Source organism: Agrobacterium tumefaciens, assembly GCA_025559845.1.
Taxonomy (GTDB): domain Bacteria; phylum Pseudomonadota; class Alphaproteobacteria; order Rhizobiales; family Rhizobiaceae; genus Agrobacterium.
The window spans coordinates 2,653,962-2,675,849 of sequence record CP048469.1 but is presented as its reverse complement, the minus strand read 5'-3'; the positions used below and the strand labels follow the sequence as shown (position 1 = coordinate 2,675,849).

Annotated in this window: 11 protein-coding genes and 1 pseudogene; 11 read left to right on the top strand and 1 reads right to left on the bottom strand. The window is 57.4% G+C overall.

Annotation, left to right across the window (positions count from 1 at the left end; all coding sequences use genetic code 11):
* Position 1: 1 nt before the first annotated feature.
* From FY156_13490 to FY156_13465, 6 genes and pseudogenes are all read left to right on the top strand, one after another.
* Positions 2-1,072, top strand: a pseudogene (locus FY156_13490) (alginate lyase).
* The gene (locus FY156_13485) at positions 1,072-4,026 is read left to right on the top strand and encodes a sel1 repeat family protein (protein UXS02406.1); all 2,955 of its coding nucleotides are present in this window, start codon (positions 1,072-1,074) and stop codon (positions 4,024-4,026) included. Before FY156_13490 ends, FY156_13485 begins: the two are co-directional and overlap by 1 nt.
* The gene (locus tag FY156_13480) at positions 4,007-5,395 is read left to right on the top strand and encodes a hypothetical protein (protein UXS02405.1); all 1,389 of its coding nucleotides are present in this window, start codon (positions 4,007-4,009) and stop codon (positions 5,393-5,395) included. Before FY156_13485 ends, FY156_13480 begins: the two co-directional genes overlap by 20 nt.
* Positions 5,396-5,400: 5 nt before the next feature.
* Positions 5,401-6,072 (top strand): hypothetical protein, encoded by a 672-nt coding sequence (locus FY156_13475; protein ID UXS02404.1) that lies wholly within the window; start codon positions 5,401-5,403, stop codon positions 6,070-6,072.
* A 32-nt stretch (positions 6,073-6,104) separates the two neighbouring features.
* Positions 6,105-8,990, top strand: a complete 2,886-nt coding sequence (locus FY156_13470) for a sel1 repeat family protein (protein ID UXS02403.1) — start codon at positions 6,105-6,107, stop codon at positions 8,988-8,990.
* 43 nt (positions 8,991-9,033) lie between these two features.
* The gene (locus FY156_13465; protein UXS02402.1) at positions 9,034-10,332 is read left to right on the top strand and encodes a sel1 repeat family protein; all 1,299 of its coding nucleotides are present in this window, start codon (positions 9,034-9,036) and stop codon (positions 10,330-10,332) included.
* A gap of 21 nt (positions 10,333-10,353) precedes the next feature.
* On the opposite strand, the gene FY156_13460 is transcribed toward FY156_13465, so the two are convergent.
* Complete coding sequence (locus FY156_13460) at positions 10,354-11,394, bottom strand: hypothetical protein (protein UXS02401.1); 1,041 nt, start codon at positions 11,392-11,394, stop codon at positions 10,354-10,356.
* Positions 11,395-11,933: 539 nt separating this feature from the next.
* Here FY156_13460 and FY156_13455 point away from each other — a divergent pair.
* The 5 genes from FY156_13455 (at position 11,934) to FY156_13435 (ending at position 21,865) form a co-directional block, all read left to right on the top strand.
* Positions 11,934-13,274 (top strand): UDP-glucose/GDP-mannose dehydrogenase family protein, encoded by a 1,341-nt coding sequence (locus FY156_13455; protein UXS02400.1) that lies wholly within the window; start codon positions 11,934-11,936, stop codon positions 13,272-13,274.
* Between the two features lie 56 nt (positions 13,275-13,330).
* Positions 13,331-14,926 carry a hypothetical protein gene (locus FY156_13450; protein ID UXS02399.1) on the top strand — a complete coding sequence of 532 codons (1,596 nt, stop codon included), beginning with the start codon at positions 13,331-13,333 and terminating at the stop codon, positions 14,924-14,926.
* A 124-nt stretch (positions 14,927-15,050) separates the two neighbouring features.
* On the top strand, positions 15,051-16,826 hold the full coding sequence (locus FY156_13445; GenBank protein ID UXS03150.1) for a type I secretion system permease/ATPase: 1,776 nt from the start codon (positions 15,051-15,053) through the stop codon (positions 16,824-16,826).
* Positions 16,823-18,136: an HlyD family type I secretion periplasmic adaptor subunit gene (locus FY156_13440; protein ID UXS02398.1), complete on the top strand. Its 1,314-nt coding sequence runs from the start codon at positions 16,823-16,825 to the stop codon at positions 18,134-18,136. Before FY156_13445 ends, FY156_13440 begins: the two co-directional genes overlap by 4 nt.
* A gap of 81 nt (positions 18,137-18,217) precedes the next feature.
* On the top strand, positions 18,218-21,865 hold the full coding sequence (locus FY156_13435) for a tandem-95 repeat protein (protein UXS02397.1): 3,648 nt from the start codon (positions 18,218-18,220) through the stop codon (positions 21,863-21,865).
* The last annotated feature ends 23 nt before the right edge of the window (positions 21,866-21,888 follow it).

Genomic DNA, 21,888 nt, shown 5'->3' with positions numbered 1-21,888 from the left:
CACTTCGGCTGCCGCTGCCGCTCCGGCCTATGACGGTCTGTTCGACGTTGCGGCCCGCAAGGCAGCAATCGCCGCCGATGGTTCGGGGCGGTTGCGCAAACAATGCCTCGCTATCAAGGCAGATCCGAAATGGCTCGATCTGGAAATCGTCGAAGGGTTTCGTCCCACGGCCGGTTATGGCAGCGATCGTGCCGGGTCCCAGTTCGCCTGGGCTCTGATGGTTTTGTCCGGACGTTCGCTTGGTGGCGATGCTGCGTCCACCAAGATGTTGCGCACGATTTTGAACAGCTGGGCGGACCGCGGTGCCTTTGAAAAAACGGAAGTCGGGCATGACGCCTATTATGCGCTGAAGCGTTCCCTGCTGCCGACCATTACCGCTTTTTCGATTATTCGCGATGATCTGCCGGAATTAGAGCGCACGAAAATTCAGACGTGGCTCGATCCGCTGGTTCGTCGCGTCGACCAGACATTCAATGGTGATGTAGACATCAACAACCATCGGTATCTGGCAGACAGCGTACTGATGACATGGGGTGGTATCATTCGGGACGAAGGTCTCTATGAGAAAGGCAAGTCTCGCTTTCTTTCCATTCTCGATGAGGCGCGCAGCAATGGTGGCCTGCCGCTTGAAACGCGCCGGGGTGCGCGGGCACTCTGGTATATGCGCCAGTCTCTGACGAGCATGGTGGTGATGGCGGAGGTTGCCCGTGGTCGTGGCGAAAACCTCTATGTGAAAACATCCAGTGATGCCAATCCCGTCAAACGGTCGATCTGGACAATCTTCGGTTACTGGCTCAACGGCATAAACGACCCGGTTCTCGTCAACGCTTATGCAGCAGAGAATTACATTCCCGGTCCAAGCCGCGATTATCTTCATCAGGATGTCGGTTTCCTCGAAAATCGCGGCAATGGCCGACACTACCTTGCATTCCTTGAGGCTCTGGCTGCCGTACCGGCTGAAAACATTTCCATGCAGCGCGCGGTTGCTCTCCTGCAGAAGGATGCCGCGCCAGAGCGCCCATTGATCGATGAATTTGTTGGCGGCAATGCCACATGTTTCTGGGGGAACTGATGAAGAACCGCCACCTTCTTAGCCTCGCCCTTTTGGCCGGAACGGCTCTGTTCTCTGTTGTCCCAGCATCGGCTGCGGAACCGGAAGCGCCGGGAAAACTCATTGAGATTGCCACCGCGCTGTCGCAGCGCAGCGATGGTCAGGGAATGCTGGATTATGCGCGCCTGCTCAGGGCCGGTGTGCCTGTTGATCCGCAGAACCCCCTGCTCGTTTCGGATTTTGGTAAAGCCCGGACGGTGCTCGAAGCCGCTTTGACGATTCCTGGTCCGCACCAGTCCGAAGCCAAGCTGACCTTGGCAAAGATGCTGCTTGCGGGAGAGGGAGGATCGTTCGACATCAACAGGGCCCTGTCGCTCCTGGAACAATCCGGACGTTCCGGGGTGGCAGAGGCAGCCTACATTGCCGGGCGAACGATGGTGGAGCGCCAGATGAATGCGCCCGAGGCGAAGGCCCGGTTGCAAATGGCGCTGCGGCTCGGTTATGGCGCCGCTGCATTCGAACTTGCAGGCCTGGCTGGTACGCCTGAGACAGAGGCTCAATCCATGGCTCGTTTCGGTATCGGGCTGCTCGAACGGCGCGCAGCCTCCGGCGATGCGCGGGCCGCTTATGACCTTGCGACCTATTATCGCGAAACCGCGAGTTCCGATGCGGCATTGAGGGCGGCGCTCGACTGGTATCAAAAAGCAGCTGAACTCGGTCACAAGCGATCGATCTTCTGGATTGCACGTCTGCAGATGGATTCCGTGGGCAGCCTGTTCAATCCCGCGGAGGCAGCACGTTATCTCGATCAGGCGGCTGAGACGGGCGATGTTGAAGCAGCGCAAGAACTGGTCAAGGACTTCACCGAAAGCGGCGATATCAATATTGACCAGACCACATTCGACAAGTGGATGCGGCGTCTCGCCGGCATCAAGGATGCCAAGGCTGTCCTTTACTTCTCGGTTCAGCTCCAGAACACGTTGGAAAATCGCCAAAAGCTTTCTGATGATCTGTTCTCTCAGGTCATGGGTGGTGAGACGCGCGATGTCGACACGCTGATGCGCATCGGCACCATGTTTCGTGACGGAGACGGTGTGATTGCCGATGCACGCAAGGCGCTCGATGTTTTCGGACTGACGGTAGGGCGCCAATCCAAGGACGGAACGGTCCAGTTTGCGCAATTGCTTCTCGAAAAGCCCGAGCTGAGGACAGACGAGCGGCTGACGACGGCGCGCAACGGGCTTGCGGCAACCGCTGCCGCAGGCAGCATCAACGCAATCGTGTTGCGGGGTGATTTCAGCCTCCACGGTGTCGGGCAGGCAGTTGATGTCGATGATGCCATGGCATGGTACTCAAAGGCGCTTGCTGTTCGCCCTTCCGTTCGTGTGCTGAACCGATTGGCAGACGCGGCACTTCTTTCCCCCAACGCCGAGCAGAAAGCTCTCTCCTTGGGATGGCTGGAAAAGGCCGATGCCCTAGGAAGCGATGCGGCGATGCTAAAGCTCGGCAAGCTTTATGCGGAAGGGCAGATCGTTCCTGTGGATGTCAGCAAGGCGACGGAACTGTTGGAAAGAGCGGCAACGAAGGGCAGAACAGATGGGCTTATAGAGCTTGCAAATCTGCATATGCGCATCGGTGGCCCGGATGCCTTTGAAAAAGCCTATGCCATTTTTCAACGGGCGGTCGACAAAGGCAATGTCGAAGCTTCGGTTGAGATGGCGCGTTTTCTCAAGACCAATGGCCGTTTGGCAGAGGCCATTCCGCTTCTTGAAACTGCAGCACGCGCCGGAAACTTCTCTGCGGCAATCGATCTCCATGATGTTCTCTCCGTGCAAGACGGCGAGAGCGCCAAAGCCAAGGAGTTCCTGGAACTCGCCGCAAACATACCAGACCTGCCACCTGCTGATCGTCTCCTGCTGGCTGCGGCCCTGTTGAAATCGCCGGACCCTCTCCTGAACCTGCGTGGTGTCAATCTTGCGAAGGAGATGGCGGGTGCGGGATATCCGGGAGCGGCATCCATGCTGGCCTCGACATATCTTGATGGTGAAAAAAGCGAGCGTAACATCGATGAAGCCCGGCGTGTGCTGGAAACAGGTATTGCTTATGGCGATATCGAAGCCACGATCATGATGGCTGATCTGCTGCTGGATGGCGTTCATACGCCTGCCGATCCGCAGCGCGCTTTGGGCTATTACGATCGTGTCCTTGCTTTGCAGCCGAAAAATCCGTCGATCAATCTGAAGCTCGCCCGCATGTTTGCGGAGGGTATGGGTGTCAAGATCGACAAGACGCGGGCTGCCGCATATCTGCAAACGGCAAGCGATGCGGGCAGTCGTTCGGCTCAACGAGAACTCGGCCTTGCCTATCTCTGGGGAGCGGGCGTGCCGCAGGACAGAGAGCTGGCGAGAGCAAACCTGCAGGCGTCGGCCGATGCCGGGTTTGATCGTGCCTGGCATGACCTTGCCGCTCTGGAAAGCTCGGGGTTTGCGGCGCCGATTGATCCGGAAGCTGCATTCGCCTTTAACTACAAGGGTGCAAAGCGCGGCGACGCTGCGGCGATGATTGACGTCGGACTGTCGCTTCTGTCCGGTTTTGGTGTGCCGCACGACGGCGAGGCGGGTATTGCCTGGCTGGAAAAGGCCGCAGCTACCCGTACCGAGGAAGGGCCGCTTGCCATGTATCGGCTCTACGAGGCGTACAAGTCGGGGCAGGGCGTGGATCGAGACGCTGAAAAGGCGAATGAATGGCTGGCGCGGGCGGCAGCCGCCAACGACCCTTCTGCGATGTTCCAGACGGCGCTTACGCTTCGTGCCGACAATTCCCCAGCACTTCAGGCGGAAGGTCTCATCTGGCTGAAGCGTGCGCAGGCACTCAAACACAATCAGGCGAATAAAATTCTGGTGAAGATGGCGGCAGCCGATCCCCATTTCGAAGTTCCAAAAATGGAGGTGGTCGATGAAAACGACGAGCCGTAAATTCCATGATCGTCACGACATGGGTGAGATGAGCCTCGCGATCCTGGGTTTTGCGAGTGCGCTATTTGTCGTCACCGCAACACCTGCCTTTGCTGGCATGGTTTGCCCTGACATCGGTAACAAGAAAACCGCGTTCAATCTGGCCGAAGGCCGCGATGGCGTATTTTTCCGCACCAATACGGATTTCGAGGAGTTCTTCGTCAGAACGTCGGAAACGATGGTCTCTCTGCGCGCCATTTCCGATGCCTTGCGCGTCAAGGGAACGGAACTCGTTTTCCTGCCGCTTCCATCCCGCGGTATCGTACAACAATCCAAACTTGATGACAGTGATGAGATCCAGTCCCGCTATAATGCCCCTGTTGCGGAGCAGGAGTTTCGGCATTATGTCGCGCAACTGCAAAAACACGGCATAACCACTGTCGATGTTCTCAAGGCAATCGACGATCATCAGGCCCGCGGTAATTTCTTTTTTGCGCGCGACCATCACTGGACGTCAACAGGTGCGCATCTGGCCGCTATCGCCGCTGCCGAAACGATAAAAAAGCTGCCGGAATATCCGTCGCTCTCGACATACAATTTCGAGACCAAAGCAATCGGCAGTCTCGATTATATCGCGCCGATGGGCCATGAGATTCAGGCCCTGTGTGGCAATGCTGTCGAGCCCGAGAAGGAAACAGTCTGGCAGACGACCCGATCCGCTGATGATGCCAGCGATCTCCTGGGCAATGCTGCTGAAACTTCCGAACCGGTGGCGCTTGTCGGCTCCTCCTTCAGCGCAACACCTGAATTCAATTTCGCGGGGTTTCTGGCGCAGGAAACGGGATTGGATTTCACCAACTACGCTGAAAACGGCGCGCAGTTCATCTCGTCTCTCGCGACGTTGCTGTTTTCTAAAAGCTTTCATGAAAAGCCCACGCCGTTGATCGTGTGGGAAGCTCCGTCCTACTACGCCGTGGATCAGACGATGTTTCAGGCATCACGGCAATTGCTGGCGGCAGTTTACGGTTCCTGCGAAGGCAAGGACACCATCGAGAGTTCGCGGCCGAAGAAGATCGCCGGCGAAACCGTGCTGCTTGGTGCGGAAGACCTGAAGGCAGACCACTACGGAGACGCCTATCTGGAGTTCGCTGCGTCGCAGGCCGGTTTGAACCAGATGACGGTGACGGTGCGGTATCGCGATGGCGATGAAGACACTCTCACACTTGGCGGTTTTCCCCGCTTTGTCGATGACGGCACGTTTTACCTGATGCTGAATGACGAGTTTCCGACACCCATTACCGGCGTTTCCGTCAACGGGAATTTCGGCGATGTCACGGTGACAGCCCGTCTTTGCCGCGTTCCCGACCAATTTGTCAAAAAGCAGGGCTGAAGAAGATGTTTTCGGATGAGATTGTTTTCAACGCGGATCGCCGCCGTTTCATTCATCTGGTTGCTGCCGTTTCCGGCACGTTCGCAGTCAGCCCGTCTGCCTTTGCTGCCGGCGACGATGCCGGCATTTATGACGCGGATATTCCGAAAGACTGGAGCTTTGTGCGTATCGCTGCGTCCGATCCCGCGGCCGCCGCCACGGCAACCATCGGCGAGAAGCCTTTCAAAGTTTCCGCAAGCGGCGTCTCCGACTATGTCGCACGCGCGCCTGGAGACTACACCCTGCTGGTCAAAGGACAATCCATGGCGCTTCCGGTCGGGCAAGGGCAATACCTGACCATCCTTTCTGGTGCTGCTGGAAAAGAGCCGGTGGTGGTTGCCGATGCCTTTACGGCCGATCCGGCGAAGTGCGCACTTGCGCTTTACAATCTGACTGACGCACCGGTTTCGCTGACCGCGCTCGCCAAACGCTCGCCCGTTATCAAGGCCGTGTCACCGATGAGCGGTATCTCGCTGGAGGTTAACGCCGTTGCCATCGATTTGAATGTCGAGATTGCCGGGGCGATTGCCAAAACGTTCGAAAAGACAACGCTGAAACGTCGTTCCGTTACGTCCATCTTTGTTCTGGGCAGCGGGCCGAACGATATCGTTCTCACATCCGTTGCGGCGAAAGCCTGAACGAAGGTCGGAAGATGAGAGGGGTCAGGTCCATGGCAATATTCAAAATCGGAAAAGCGTTCCTGTTCAGCCGGCACCGAAAGAAAGTGCTCAGCGCGGGGCTGTTGATTGCTGCGGCCGTTTTTGCCGCGCAGCCCGCGCAGGCGCAGGTGGCCTTGCCGTTGCAGGATGGGCTCATGCCAAGCCCCGATTTTGATTACGCGCCGATCTGCAAGGTCAGAGCGCAGCAGCGCAACCTTTCCTACGACTGGAGCAAATGGGACGGTGGGCCGGTAAAGAGCAATCTTGACGACATGTTGCTGGACGCGCAGGCCTACATTGGTGGGACCGGTAACGCGCCACGCGACAAGGTACTTGCACGCCGCATGCTCGAATATCTGAAAAACGCCAATTATGAACTGGCGGGCCGCGCTTCGCACACTTTGGGTCGTCTGATGTTCGATGCGACATCCGGGTCGCCTGATCTCGGCCGTGGTCTGGCGCTGCAGGACGAGGCGATAGCGCGTGGCTTTATGGAAGGCGCGACCTTTCTGGGACGCCTTTACGCCACGGGTGAAGTGGTGCCGCAGGACAAGCTGAAGGGTGAAAAATACCTCAAGATGGGCGCTCAGAACGGTGACCCGGATGCAGCCTTGCTGCTTGCCAGACTTTATCGAAACAATCCGGAATTGGCGCCCTCGGAAGAGGCGCCGCAACTGCTTTTCAATCAGGCGATCGACAAGCTTAGTCAGTCGCTTGGTGCCGGTGAGTGCGACGTTCTCACCCTGTTTTCCGGCATCTATGCCAATGAAGAATTCGGTCTCTTCAATCCGCAGCTTTCCGCAAAATGGTTGATGGCCGCAGCAAAAGCGGGGAATTTCGTCGCGGTTGAACGCCTGTCGCAACGCTACATGATTGGCGATGGTGTGCCTGTGGACCGCAACAAGGCGGTGGAATTGTTGGAAACGGCCGCTGCAAGGGGACACGCGGGTAGCCGTATTTCGCTCGCCCGTCTGCTGCTGGCGAATCTCGATCTCAAGGATGCACTGCCAAAGGCGACACAGGCGCTGAAACAGGAAGCCGAGCGTGGCAATGTCAGAGCCTTCGAGCTTCTCGCGCAGATTTCGCATGGGGATTTTGGTGGAAAACCGAACTACGCCGCCATGGTTGGCTACCTCGAACAGGCTGCGCGCAATCCCGTTGTCGATACCGATGTCCTGAAGCAATTGGGCAGCGCCTATGCCAGTGGTACGGGAACGGCACGCAATACCGAAAAGGCCGTGGATTATCTCACACGTGCCGTGGCTTTGGGGTCTGATACCGCCGCTCTTGAGCTCTACCAGTTGATGGTCGACAGCTCGCACAACATTTCAAAAAGCGTCAATCCGATCGCAATATTGCGGCGTGCCGCCAATAACGGCTTGAGCGAGGCTATGGCAACGCTGTCAGACGCCTATAGCTGCGGCATTGGTGTTGAGCGCAACGCCGACATTGGACGCCGTTGGCAGGAAAGAGCGGCCGCTGGGGGGAATCGTCCCAGCCTGATTGCTGTCGCCAAGCAGGCCCTCACGGAGCAAGCCGGCGATGACGGAAAACTGATGTACTTCCGCAATATTCGTCGCGCGGCCGCGCTCGGCGACCGGCGCGCGATGGTGCTTTTGTCACTGGCATACCGCGATGGCGTTGGTACCAATATCGATACGCGTGAGGCCGGCCAGTGGTACGAAAAAGCATTGGCAGCAGGCCAGGCCCGTGGTCAGGCGCTCGTTCTTTTGGCCAGACTTCAGCTTTCTTCTGAAAATGCTGACAAGACAAATGTGAAGGCAGCTGTTGATCTTCTGAAGGATGGCCTGTCGAGTGGCGACACCTCGGTTCGTTACGACCTCGCCAAGCTTTATCTGAAGGGTGCGGCAGGTCTTGCGCCTCAACCGGACGAAGGGATCAAACTTCTCGTTGAGGCTGCGCGTCTGGGGCATACTGCTTCCATGATCCAGCTTGCCGATCTCGGTGTCGATGCCAAAAAAGGCGGTGGCAGAACGGCGGATATCTGGCTAGGGCAGGCCGTGGATGACGGTGACATCCGAGCTATACTGAAGACCGCCGAACGTGCGGGTGACCAGAAGTCTCGCCGCACCATGTTTGACCTCGCCTTGAAACAGCCGCTGTGCAGCGCGAAGGACGAGGTTGCTTTGGCCGATGCGATATCACGCGATGCGAATTACGCCAGGCAGACGCGAGAACTGGTCGATCGGGCTCTCGCCTCAGAAACGGACGATGCAAGCACGCTTTATCAGCTCGCCAACCTTCTGAACGACAACAAACGCGGTGTTCTCAACCCGGAACTGGCGCTGACCACGATGGTCAAATCTGCCGAGGCCGGCAAGGTGGAGGCCATGCGTGAGTCCGGCCGGATGTTCCTTCTCTCGCCCCATGCCGACCCTGGTAAAGCGACACAATGGTTGCTCGCTGCGGTTCGAGCCGGAGACGATGGAGCCTTGAAGACCCTTGTAGAGCAATTGGTGGGAGACGAGGCGCCCGAAACATCCACCAATCCAATCATCGTTGAAGCATTGCCAGCCCTTGAGGATGCCGCAAAGGGTGGTTCCGGCAATGCGATTCAGGCCCTGGCGCGTATTCTTTCGATCATGGCGAAAGAGGACGGTGCTTATTCCGAAAAAGCCAGAGTGTGGATGATGAAAGCTGCCGAAACCGGCGACGGTGCCGCCATGGTCATGGTTGCCGATGCCTTCGCAACCGGCACCAGCGGTTTTCCGCTCTCGGCGGCGGATAGCACTGGATGGCTCGCACGGGCGGCGATCTCAGGTTACCCCAAGGCTTTCGAACCTTACGCCATCGCATTGCAGATTGGTTATGGCGTCCCGCCTGATCCGCAGGAAGCGGAACGGTGGCTGGGCAAGGCCGCCACCATCACCCAATAGCACAACCTCCGAACGCACCCGATGCCGGAGAAAGGATCGTTCGATGAAACCTTCTGTCATATTGGCCTTGATTACGGTTTTGCCGGTCGCGACGGTGGCCATGGCCGCGGGAAAAGCAAGCAATGTGCCTGTTCCAACCGCACGTGCTGCAGTGGTGGCTAATCCACAGCCTGCGCAGACGGTGCGGCTGCCTTCGCTTGAAGCTGCGAAAAAACTCCCGCTTGCCAAGCAACTGGAAATTGCCACGGCTGCTCTGAGTGATCCTCGTCGTGACCTTCGCAATGCTGATCTCGGGTTTTCCTTGCTGATGGCTGCGGCACCCAGAAATCGCGAGGCCGTACGCCTTCTGGCCAAGGGGATTGTCAACAACGATTATTCATTTGGGCCGAATGCTGGAAAGGTCATGAACCTCTTGGCGAAGGAGGCGATGCGCGGCTCATCCAGCTGTGTCGTGGCGTGGGCGCGCATGCAGCAACTCGGCACTGATATTCCTAAAAATGATGCACTTGCCTACAAGTGGTACAGGTGGGCTGCATTGGTCGGCAATCTGCGTGGCATTGAAGAAACCTCTCTCGCCTTGCTGGAAGGGCGCGGCGTGACGCGGAACGTGAACGAGGCAATTGCCATGTTGGACAGGTTGCAGCCGGAACGTCGTGCAGGGCGATATATCGAAACCGCATCTCTGCTGATGCAAAGCACAGATCCCGATGCGACGGCGCGCAGCGAACAGCTTCTGCTCTCGGCAATCGATCTTGCACCGAAAAGAAGCCTTTCGGCGGCCAACAAACTGTCCGACACGCGCTTCAGCCTGGCGGCACGGGAAAAGGCGAAGGCCATTATCGCCACTGCACCGCAGAGCAGTCCGGTGTCCGAGGAGGGCAAGATTGCCCGTACGCTTTGGAACAGCAACGAGCCGGCGGATATCCAGAAAGGTGTCGACATGTTCGCGGAAGCCGCCAGGGCCGGTGACGAAAAGGCCGTTCCTTTTCTGGCCAAGGCACTGAACCGGTCAGGTGTACCTGTTGCCATGCACGACGCTATCCTGAAAATCCTCGAGCCCTATGCCGACAGGGGTAACATGGATGCCATTCGCGCTGTTTCCGAGGCTTATTTCGTGGGGCGCGGCACCAGCCCTTCGCTTGAAAAGGCTGCGGCCTATCGAAAACTGGCTGCCACACAAGGAGACAGCGAAGCACAATATCTGCTCGGCCTGATGTATGCCCAGGCAACCGGCGTCGTCAAAGATATCGGGCAGGCCAAATATTGGCTGACGAAGTCGGCGGATGGCGGATATCTGCTGGCCCGCTCCGCTCTCATCTCGCTTGACAGCATGACAAGGTAAACGACGATGATGGTGGTCGCGTCATCCTTCCCGCAGTTTGCGTGTCAGCGTTTCCAGCCGCAAATGGCTTGGATAGGTCTCCTCGCGTGGCGGCTCGGTTTGGTGTTTTGTCGTCGCAGCCTCAAACAACGCGGCATCATCGATACCATTCAACGTCGCATTTTCCAGTCTCTGCAGCGATCCGGAGCAGATGTCATCGAGCGGCTGGCCAATTTTTCGCAGGGCAACATACGTGCCCGCCAATGGACGAAATGCGTAGAGATGGTAATTGCGGGCGAGAGCGCCCCGTTGCATTTCAAGTGGCAGGGTCCCGTCTTCCGTTACCTGGCAGACTCCGATGCGATAGGACTGGCGCGCCCACTCGATCTTGGCTTGGTCCCCACTCAGGCTGCCGATGGAAGCAAGAGCAAGCGCTGCCCAATAACGATGATTGTTGCGGGCACTCTTGGGCCCGGCCTCGTTGTCGAAAAACAGCATCGTGTCGTCCGCCATCTGGCTCAGCCATTGAACAACAACGTCTTGCTTTTCGCGATCAGCGGTAACTTCCCAGGCTGCGATCAATCCGGATATCTCGGCGAGCACACGCCCACGCGTCAGATTGGCGTCAGCGGTTGTGGCATCGGTCAGCGCTTGCGACGTGGCCCATTGAGACAGAACACGCATCGCGCAGTCAGCTCCAAAGCGTGTTTCGATGGTTTCAAGCTCAAGAATGGAGCGCCAGATCGGCTTGAATACGGCGATGTGCGAGACGTTTTCGCCTTCAGCGTCCCCGGTGATCTCGGTCGTGCGATATTTCGATATCGTTGCAATTTTTCTGGGCGGCGTTTCGATTTGAGAAATGGCGACACCACAGCTCATATCCCTGGTTTTTGCACCGCTCGCGACCGCAGTGCCTCCGGATCTTTCCAGTTTCACCTGGACGGTGGGGAGGCTTTGAGGTGCCGCGCTGTCATTCAAGGTTTTGTCGACTGCAACACTTCGGGCTGAATCACGGTCAACGCCCAGCATGGGCAAGCTGAACAGAAAGGATGCAGAAAAGGCAATCAACGCAAAACGCAACACGGCTCACTTCCCGACAACGGTAGGTGAACATTGAAGCAAATCGAAGGAAACGTCGGGTTAATGCTACAGGCCGGGTGATGCCTGAAAGCAACGGCCTGTGAAATTGTTTGAAGTATTGTTTAAGTTTCGTAAAGTTTTTGTATTTCTTTTCAAATATTAATTGACTGTAATAATCGCTTCCTGTTTAATATATTTGTAATTAATTGGGCGTCGACAAGAGTTTGCGTTTGTCGTCCGTGATTTTTGCTTTGCATGTATATTTTTTTGAATTGGGCGATTGCCGGTTTTTAGGCAGATGCCGTGTTTCGTGCAGCTTAAGATACATTGTTATGCTCTTGCGCCTGCCGCCGTTTTCTCCCTGGAGTTCGGACAGGCGTCCCAGAAAATATAATTTCATATGCTGCGGCCTCATCGGGCCCGATCTTGCCATGCCTTTCGAGCTTTACCTCTTTCCATGCTGGAAGGGGTTTGCCTTTTGAATTCGCAGAATTTTTTTCAAGTTTTTTGAGTGTCCTGCTTAGCCGCTTTCGGGGGTTCATATGACCAAAATTGATATTAACGTCAGTGCAATGGGTCTTAGGGTCAGTGTTTTCGGGGCCGGTTATGTGGGCTGTGTTTCAGCCGCATGTCTGAGCAACGACGGTTTCCGTGTTGTGGCGGTTGATCCCGATAGCTTCAAGGTTTCGTGCCTTGCCCGTGGCGAGGCGCCGATTATCGAGCCCGACCTTGCCGAATTTCTGGAAAAAGCCAATCTGAACGGCATGCTGACGGCGACGACCTCGGCGGAAGACGCTGTCGAAAACACAAACGTGTCGCTCTGCTGCGTCGGTACACCCAGCCTTCTCGACGGCACGCTGAACACAGACTACGTTCGTCAGGTTTCGGTCGAGATCGGCCGTGCCTTGCGCCGCAAGACTGAATTCCACGTTGTTGTCATGCGTTCGACAATTCTGCCTGGAACGATGGAGGAAATTGTCATTCCGGCGCTTGAGGAAGCATCTGGAAAGATTGCCGGGGTGGACTTCGGCGTTGCCTATTATCCTGAATTCCTGCGTGAGAGCTCAGCGATCGCGGATTATTACAAGCCAGGCGCCATTGTTTTCGGTCAATACGGCGACGATACGCGCTCCATCGATGTTCTCAAGGCAATGGTCGCGCATATCAGCGTTGTCCCGCATGTCATTCCCATGCGCAGTGCCGAAATTGTCAAATACGTCAACAACTGCTGGCATGCGGTGAAAATCAGCTTCGCCAACGAGGTTGGTAATCTCTGCAAGGCGAAAGGCATCGACAGTCATGTCGTCATGGATGTTGTCTGTGCCGATACGCATCTGAACATTTCCAAGGCGTACATGAAGCCTGGATTTGCCTATGGCGGCTCATGCCTGCCGAAGGACTTGCGTGCGCTTTCGGCCTTCGGACGCCGGATGAATGTTGCGACGCCGATGCTCGATGCCGCAAAGGCGGCAAACCAGGTCCAGATTGATCGCGCCAAGCAGCTGATCAATGACGCGCGCAAGGATCGCATTGGCTTTATCGGTATCACCTTCAAGACCGATACCGATGATATGCGGGAGAGCCCGATGCTAAGCCTTGTCGAGAACTTCATTGGCAACGGCAAAGACGTCTCGATCTTTGATCCAAATGTTGTTCAAGATGAAAGTGAAGGCCGCAACTATCTTCGCCATATCGCCCCGCGTGTACGCCCATCAATCAATGATGTCATTGATAATGCAGATATCGTCGTGGTCGGTCACAAATATGCCGGTCTGACGGGCGCGATCGAAGCGGCGGGCAAACCGCTGGTCGTCGTGGATCTGGCACGCGTCGAAGTGCCCAACAGAAGTGGCCAGATCGTTTATCACGGCCTTTGCTGGTGAGGCCGTCAGGCCTCCCATTTTTATAAAATATATTTTATGAGTTATGAGGAAGCGACATGCGTCAGGTTTTGACCGCTGTTTCAGAGGAAAATATCCGGATCGTTCCTGCCATCATGATCGGCGGTTCCGGTACGCGGCTTTGGCCTCTCTCCCGCTCGAACAAACCGAAGCAGTTTCTCACGCTGGGTGGTGACGGGCAGGACAGCTTTTTCCAGCAGGCGCTGCGCCGTTTCGCGGTGCCTGGTTACAGTCTGCCGTGGCTGATGTGTGCACGTGACACACTGGTTCATGCGGAAGAGCAGGTCGCCAGCGGTGGATTTGCCGTTGATGGGCTTATCGTCGAACCGTCGATGCAGGGCACTGCGGCAGCGATCGCGGCGCTGACGGTCACCATTTCACGGATGGATGCGGCAGGAAGCAATGCCGTGCTGCTCGTGGCACCTTCCGACCACATCATCGCGGAACCTGCATTGTTCAACAAGACAGTGGCAGCCGCCTTGCCTGTCGCACGTTTTGCCGATCGCATCGTGACTTTCGGTATCAAACCGGAGCACCCCGAGACGGGTTTCGGTTACATACGTCCTGGTGAGGCGCTTGAAATTGACGGTGAGGTCAGAGGGTTCGCCATCAGCGCTGGAGACTTTCTGGAAAAACCTTCGCTCGAGAATGCAAAACGTTACGTCGAGGAAGGGTTCTGCTGGAACGCCGGGATCTTCATGTTCCGGGCTGGCGTCATGCTGGAAGAGTTGGCGCGGCATGCGCCCGAAACCCTGCAGGCGGCTGAGGAGGCGTTTGAAAAAGCCACCGTCGATATGTTCGCCGACGTACCGGCCGTGATGCTCGAAGAATTGGCGTTCCGCGCAGCCCCTGCGGATGTTCCGGTCGATACGGCGATCATGGAGAGGACTGCGCGTGGCGCGGTTGTGCGGTGCGAGGGTATCGGGTGGTCCGATATTGGTTCTCTTTCGGCCCTGCATGAAATCGATCGCAACAAGGACGAAAACGGCAATGCCTTGTCCGGACCGGTGGTGTCGATTGGCTCCAGCAACACGCTTGCCTATGCCCGCGGTGGCAGGAAGGTTGTGCTGATCGGGCTGGAAGACCTGATCGTAATCGACGATGACGATGCGGTACTGGTCGCCAAGATGTCACAGGCCCAGAAGGTCAAGGATGCCGTCAATCTGCTGAAGCAGAACAAGATGCCGGAATCGCGTGCCACACGCGAACAGCTTTATGGCTGGGGCAAGGTGCGACTACTGAGTGATCAGGGTGATCTCTCGGTGTTCACAGTCACCTTGCGCAGCAACGCCATGATCGCGTTGCGCGTTCCTGAGGGATATTGGGAGAACTGGGCGATATCGTCGGGCAAAATCGATATCATACGCAATGGTTTCGTACGCCATCTGGTGCCGATGGCCAGTATTGCGCCGAGCGAAGGAGAGGTTCTGTCGCTTTACAACGGTGCTGCAAAAGAAAGCACGATTGTCGTCACCCGTCAGCGCAGTTGCGAGCGGAACTTGGCTGTCGCGCCGAAAGCCTTTACCGCAGACACGCTCCTCGACATCATTTCCGTCGAAGCGGGCCTGCCAGTCTTCGATCTCAACATGGTGCCGGACAGCACTCTCGATGATGAGCCCCATCCCGCCAACTGAGAATGGCGTGGTGCTGACAATGGTATGAGCGCGCCTGGCTTTGGGCTGACGCTTTCATGCGGCTCTGCTTGCGACGCGCCGGCCACTGTAGAATTTCGTGTAATAACAGAGCAGGCGAATGAGTATGCCCAAAGACGGCGCGTTTTATCGTCAGACGGGTGGGGGACATGCCCGCACCCCGCTCCTGCATCAGGCGTTTGCCCGGTGCAGGAGCGGGTTTGTGGTCGTTGCCATTGTCAGCGGTTTCATCAATCTGCTGTATCTGACGAGCCCGTTTTTCATGTTGCAGGTCTATGACCGCATCATCCCGAGCGGCAGCATCGAGTCGTTGATTGCGCTGTCTCTGCTGGCCGGACTATTGTTCGTCTGCCAGGGGGCGTTCGAAATCGTCAGAAGCCGAATGCTGTCGCGTCTCGGCGGTCTGTTTGAAGTCACGCTGGATCAGGTTCTTTACCGCCGATCGCTGCTTGTGTGTGGCAAGCCGGAACTGGTTTCGGCAAGCGACGATCTTGATACGGTGCGTGGTTTTCTCTCCGGGCCCGGTCCATCGGCGCTCTTTGATCTTCCGTGGCTCCCTGTCTATCTCGCCATCTGCTTTCTGCTGCATCCGGTCATCGGTTATGTGGCGCTGGCGGGTGTGGCGGTGTTGATGGTGCTGACGGCACTTGCGCATGTCGGTCTGCAGCAATCGCAGCGTGACCTGGCAGCGCTGACAACGATGCGTCGGGCCTTTTCCGATTCTGTCCGTCTGAATTTCGGGGTGTTCAAGGCCATGGGCATGACGGCCGACGTTGCGGAGCGGTGGGCCATTTACAATGCGGCGTTTCGTCGGTCTGGGACACGCCATGCAGACGTTGCCAATGGCTACGCGACAATGACCAAAATCTTCCGTGTTGCCTTGCAGTCTGGGGTCCTGGCGACCGGGGCTGTTCTTGTCATCCGGGGCGATGCGTCTGGCGGCATTATTCTTGCGTCATCGATCCTGACGTCACGAGCGCTGGCACCGGTTGAATCGGCTATTGTTCATTGGCGGAGTTTTGCTGCGGCAAGGCACAGTTGGCTTCGCCTCAAAATCGTCGTTGGGGATGTCGCGGACCAGTCGAACGCCACGGAGTTGCCGTTGCCATCACGCACCGTCGCGCTTGAAGCTGTCTCAGGCGCCCCACCAGGTGCCGAAAAACCTGTCATATCCGATATCGGTTTTTCGTTGACTGCGGGGATGGTTCTGGGGGTTATCGGCCACAGCGGTTCCGGCAAAACCGTGCTTGCCCGTCTGCTGCTTGGTATCTGGCCAATCTGCGCTGGAACCTTGCGTTTTGACGGAGCAACGATCGATCAGTGGGACGTTGACCGGTTTGGTCGCCACATGGGTTATCTCCCGCAGGAGGTCGGACTGTTCGGGGGAACCATAGCTCAGAATATTGCCCGCTTCCGCAAGGAGATTTCGTCTGCAGAGGTCATTGCAGCGGCACGCGCGGCGGGTGTGCACGATCTCATTCTGCAATTGCCTGACGGGTACGACACGCAGATCGATCCGCTGTTTCCGGTGCTTTCTGCCGGTCAGCGCCAGCGCATTGCTCTGGCGCGCGCGCTATTTGGCGAGCCATTCCTCGTCGTTCTCGATGAACCGAATGCCAATCTCGATGCCGAAGGGGAAGAGGCGCTGTCTCGTGCCATCAACGGCATCAAGGCGCGTGGGGGAATTGCCGTGGTGATCACCCACAGGCCCGGCATTCTCGCACAAGCGGACACGGTTCTGGTCATGAACGAGGGCAAGATGGCAGCCTTTGGCCCGCGTGAAGCGATCATGGGGCAGGTTGTTCGTCGGGAACCGGCGGCCCACGCCGGAAAAGTTCTGAAAGTTGTCGGGGCGACAGGCAAGCTGGAGATGCAGCGATGAGCGAAGAGCTTTCAGCCGCCTTCTGGCGGCGTTCCATCCGCCGTCACATCGCCATTGTCATCGGGCTCGGCCTTGCACTGTTCGGTGGCGTTGGTGGCTGGGCGGCAACGACGAAGCTGGCGGGAGCCGTCAGCGGTCAGGGTTTTATCGTCATCGAGAACAACGTCAAAAAAGTGCAGCACCTGAGCGGCGGGACGGTTTCGGAACTGCTGGTGCACGAGGGAAGTGAGGTTGCTGCTGGAGATGTGCTGTTGCGCCTCAGTCGTACGACTGTCGAGGCGAACCTGGCGATAATAGAAAATGCGCTGGTACAGTTTCTGGTGCGTGCGGCCAGGCTCAAAGCAGAGCTTGCCGACGGGGAGACCTTCGAGCCCGATTTTCTTGCACAGAAAGGGTTGGCCAGACCCGCCTATGGTCAGCTTGTCTTGCTGGAGCGCAATCTGCTTGAAACAAGGCGGGATGGCCTTGAAGGCATGAAGCGGCAACTCGGCGAACGCAAAGGACAGCTTGCCGACGAGATCAATGGTGAAAACGTGCAGATCGATGCCTTGAAGGCGTCGATTGCAGCGGTCGATGAGGAGTTTTCCTCTGTCGAAGGGCTGTATCGGCAACAGCTTGTCACATTGCAACGCCTGACGTCGCTCAAGCAACGCCGTGCCGAACTGCAGGGGAATCTTGGCGAAAGGCTGGCATCGAGAGCGCAGGCCGAGGGTCGCATCAGCGAAGTAGAGCTGCAAATTCTCCAGCTCGATGAGAACCGGCGCGGGGAGAACGCCAAGGATCTTGCCGAGACCGAGGCGAAGATCGCTGAGATGGAAGCGCGACGTATCGAGGTGATCGAACAGTTCGGGCGGCTGGATATTCGTTCGCCGGTCAGTGGCCGCATCTTTGAGCTGGCGCTGCATACCGTTGGCGGTGTGGTCCAGCCGGGAGAAACCTTGATGCTCGTTGCACCGCGCGACGATGGCCTGATGGTGGAGGCAAAGATTTCACCGCGCAACATCGACCAGGTGGCGCCGGGCCAGAAAGCCGAGCTGCATTTTACCGCATTTGACCGCACGACCACACCGAAGGTGAACGGTGAAATCGTGTCCGTTTCGCCGGATGTGCTGACCGATCAGAGAACGGGGCAGCCGTTTTATGCGGTTCGGATCAGGCCGGAGACAAAGAGCTTAGAGGGGCTGGGAGGCCTGAAGCTTTATCCGGGAATGCCGGCAGAGGTATTGATGCCAGCGGCGGAAAGGCGGGTGATTTCCTACCTCGTCAAGCCGCTGACGGATCAGCTCAATCATGTTTTCAGGGAGGACTGAGCCGGGACTGGAGACATCAGTTCCGACCGGTACCAGACAAGTCAGTCAGTTTAACGAAAAGGCGTTTGCCCGGAGGGGACCATGGCAGTCATTCAGTTTATCGCATTCATGGGTCAATCGAATGCCGACAACATGTTCAACCTTTATGGTGACAACGATTCCGGTGCTTCGGTCCTTGCTGCCGACCTGTCGTCCTATCTTGGTTCCGGTGGGGCTTCGGCATCGACACTGAAAACAGTGATCCAGGGCACGGGAACGTCGTCAAAATTTGCGACTGCCAATAACGTGGTCGTGCAGGATTTCGCCAAGGGGGCAAGTGGCGTCGATGGTAATGCCTCGGACGCACCTGGGGCAGACCTTCTTTGGTGGTATCCAGACACGAATACACCCGGATCGCTCGCTGTCGCCGCGATACAGGGGATCAATGCTTCGATCGCCGCGCTGGAGGCGCAAGGTTATACCGTAGAGTTGAAAATCGTCTGGGCGCAGGGAGAGGCTGATGCCAAGCGCATCATGGACGGTACGAGCGACGTCGAGACCTACAAGGAAGCGACGGTTGAGGTGCTGGACTATATTCGCGCGCAGACCGATCCTTCGGCACCCGTGTTCATACAGGAAGTTGCCGACACCGCCTATACCGGCTCAGACGCCCGCTGGAACGGCGGGCAGGATATCGTGCGGGAGGCGCAGCGCGAAATCGCGGCCAGTCGCGACGACATCTATATCGGTTCGATTACCGAGGATCTGCCGCTGAAGGATCAGGTCCATACCGATAACGAATCCTACGAAGTGGTCGGCGGTCGACTCGCAAATTACATCGCTTACACGGAGGGGCTCACTGGTACCATTTCCGGGCCACGTCCCTCACCAGACCCGGATGAGGTGATGGAGCCTGGCGATACAGCGCCGGTTGCCGTCGCCGACAGCCACATTACCGTTACGGAAAACCGGACAACGATAAGCAGTACCTTCAATCTGCTCGCCAATGACAGCGATGTGGACGGAGATGCCCTGCGGGTAACGCAGGCGACTTACGGGTCCAAGGCAACGGCCATTCAGATGACGGAAACTGCCGTGGCCAGCAAATACGGCACGTTTTACATAAGCCCGAACGGCAGCTATTATTACAAGGTGGACCCGACATTGGCTGCCACCAATGCGATTGGCGCGGGGCAGACAGCCGAGGATACTCTGTCCTATCGCATTTCGGATGGACGCGGCGGCACAGCAAGCGCTGTCGTGACAGTGAAGATCACCGGTTTGAACGACGCTCCGACGGCAGTTGCCGACACGGCCTCGGTTGTCAAAACCGTTTCGGGCAACGGAAATCTGCTGACCAATGATCTTGATCCGGATGCAGGCGATGCACTTTCGGTGCTATCCGCCAGCGCGACGGGAGGCACGACGCAGAGTGTAACGGCCAGCGGAACCACCCTTGTCGGGAGCTATGGATCACTGATCCTGAAAAGCGATGGAAGCTGGGTCTACCAACCAAATCAGAGCAACCCCGCGGTTGCGGCACTTTCCGGCTCCGCTTCTTTGTCGGAGGTCTTCACCTATACCGTCCGTGATGCTGCTGGTCTCCAGTCTTCCGCATCGTTGACGGTTTCCGTTCGCGCCTCGTCTACCGGCGGCGAACCCGAGCCGACGATCAGCGGAACGGCGGGAGCCGATACGCTACGTGGTACCGCGGGCGCTGACGTCATTGCAGGTCTTGGGGGGAACGACACGATCAAGGGGCTCACCGGAGACGATATTCTGATCGGTGGCGATGGGAATGACTATCTGGAGGGCAATGAGGGCAACGATCGGCTGATTGGCGGCGCCGGCGTCGATACGCTGAAAGGTGGCGCGGGTACGGATACCTTCGTCATCAATAGCATGAGCGAGATAGGCGACATCGTTTCCGACTTTCGATCCGACGACTTCTTCGATCTTTCCGGTATTCTGGCAATGCCTACGGGCACGACCGGCGCAAATGCCTTTGCGTCGGGCTACATTCGCGTCACGCAGTCGGGTGCCGACACGCTTGTCGAGGTTGATGTGGACGGTGCTGCTGGTCCCGGTGCCTTTGCGACGGTTGCGACCCTGAGCGCGATTACGGCTTCGAGCGTGAAGGCAGCGCAATTCATTGTCACACCCTCGGCTCCGTCCGGGCCTGCCAATACCGCGCCAACTGCGACCGGTGACCTCAAAACGGTTGCGGAAGACGGTCCGGGCAACACGGCGTCGGGTAATCTCCTGACCAATGATCAGGACAGTGATGGGGATGTCCTGTCCGTTGCCTCGATCGTGGTCAAGGGCGTCACCTATTCCCTCGGCTCAGCGCAAACCATTCAGACCAATTATGGTGCGCTGACGATTGCGGCGAACGGTGCATATAGCTTTACGCCATCTGCGACCAACCCGGTCGTCAACGCACTCTATTTCGACAATCTGGTCGAGAGCTTCGAATACACCATCTCGGATGGTCGCGGTGGTACGGCCAAGGCGAGCCTGACGGTTACGATTGCTGGCAGCAACGATGCGCCAGTAGCCATCAATGACAGCGGCACGGTGGCCGCCAATGCCAGCGCCAGTGGCAACGTCGTTACCAACGATTCAGATCCTGATACCGGCGATTTCATGGCTGTGACCCGGGTGGTGTATGGTTCGTCGAGTGTTATCGTCACCGAGAACGATACACCGTTGACAGGTACCTATGGCCTGTTGGTCATCGATCCCGACGGAAGCTATAGCTACGTCCCCAATGCATCCAATCCGGCGGTTTCAGGACTTTCGGGTAGCTCCACCCTGACCGAAACCTTCAGTTACACCATTCGTGATGAAACCGGGCTGCAATCGACGGCCAATCTGGTGTTTACGATCAAGGGAACCAACCATGCGCCCGTTGCCGCTGACGATGCGGCCATGGCCACCGCTGGTGCGACCAATGCGACTGGAACGGTACTCGGCAACGATAGTGACGTCGATACCGGCGATACATTGTCCGTTCTGTCTGCCAGCGGCACTGGCGCCGCCGTCAACGTCACGGCAGCAGGCACTACGATAACCGGCAGTTTTGGAACGCTTGTTCTCAAAGCGGATGGAAGCTGGAGTTACGATGTGGACGAAAGCAACCCTTCGGTTGCCGGCCTTTCTGAAAGCTCCAGTCTGACAGATAATTTCCAGTACACGATCCGTGACAGCCAGGGTGCGACGGCGACGGCAACTTTGGCCCTGACAGTCAAAGGGGCTCCGGCCAGCAGCGGGCTCGGATATGGTACGCCGACCATCGTGGGCACTGACGCAAACGAAACGATTTCCGGCCTGGCAGGCAACGATATCATCGAAGGACGAGGCGGCAACGACGTCATCAAGGGCAGGCTGGGTGATGACGTGCTTGTTGGTGGTGCTGGCAACGATACGATGGAGGGCAATGAAGGCAACGACGTGCTCTATGGCGGAACTGGCAACGACCGTATGAAAGGTGGGGCAGGGGCGGATGCCTTCTGGTTCAGCAGCGGCCACGGCGCCGATATCGTGGATCAGTTGCGTGCCGACGATACACTTGTGTTCAGCAGCGACCTTTTTGCATCCAAGGCTGCTTTGCTGGCCGCAGTGACGGTGGTTTCGGCAAACGAACTCTTTGTCGCAACGCCGGATGGCGGCTCGATCCAGTTCCTTGATACGACACTCAGCGATCTGCAGAAAAGCGGTTTCGTCGTGTCAGACGGCCTGTTCGCGTAGTCTTGCCGCCGACTGTCACATCG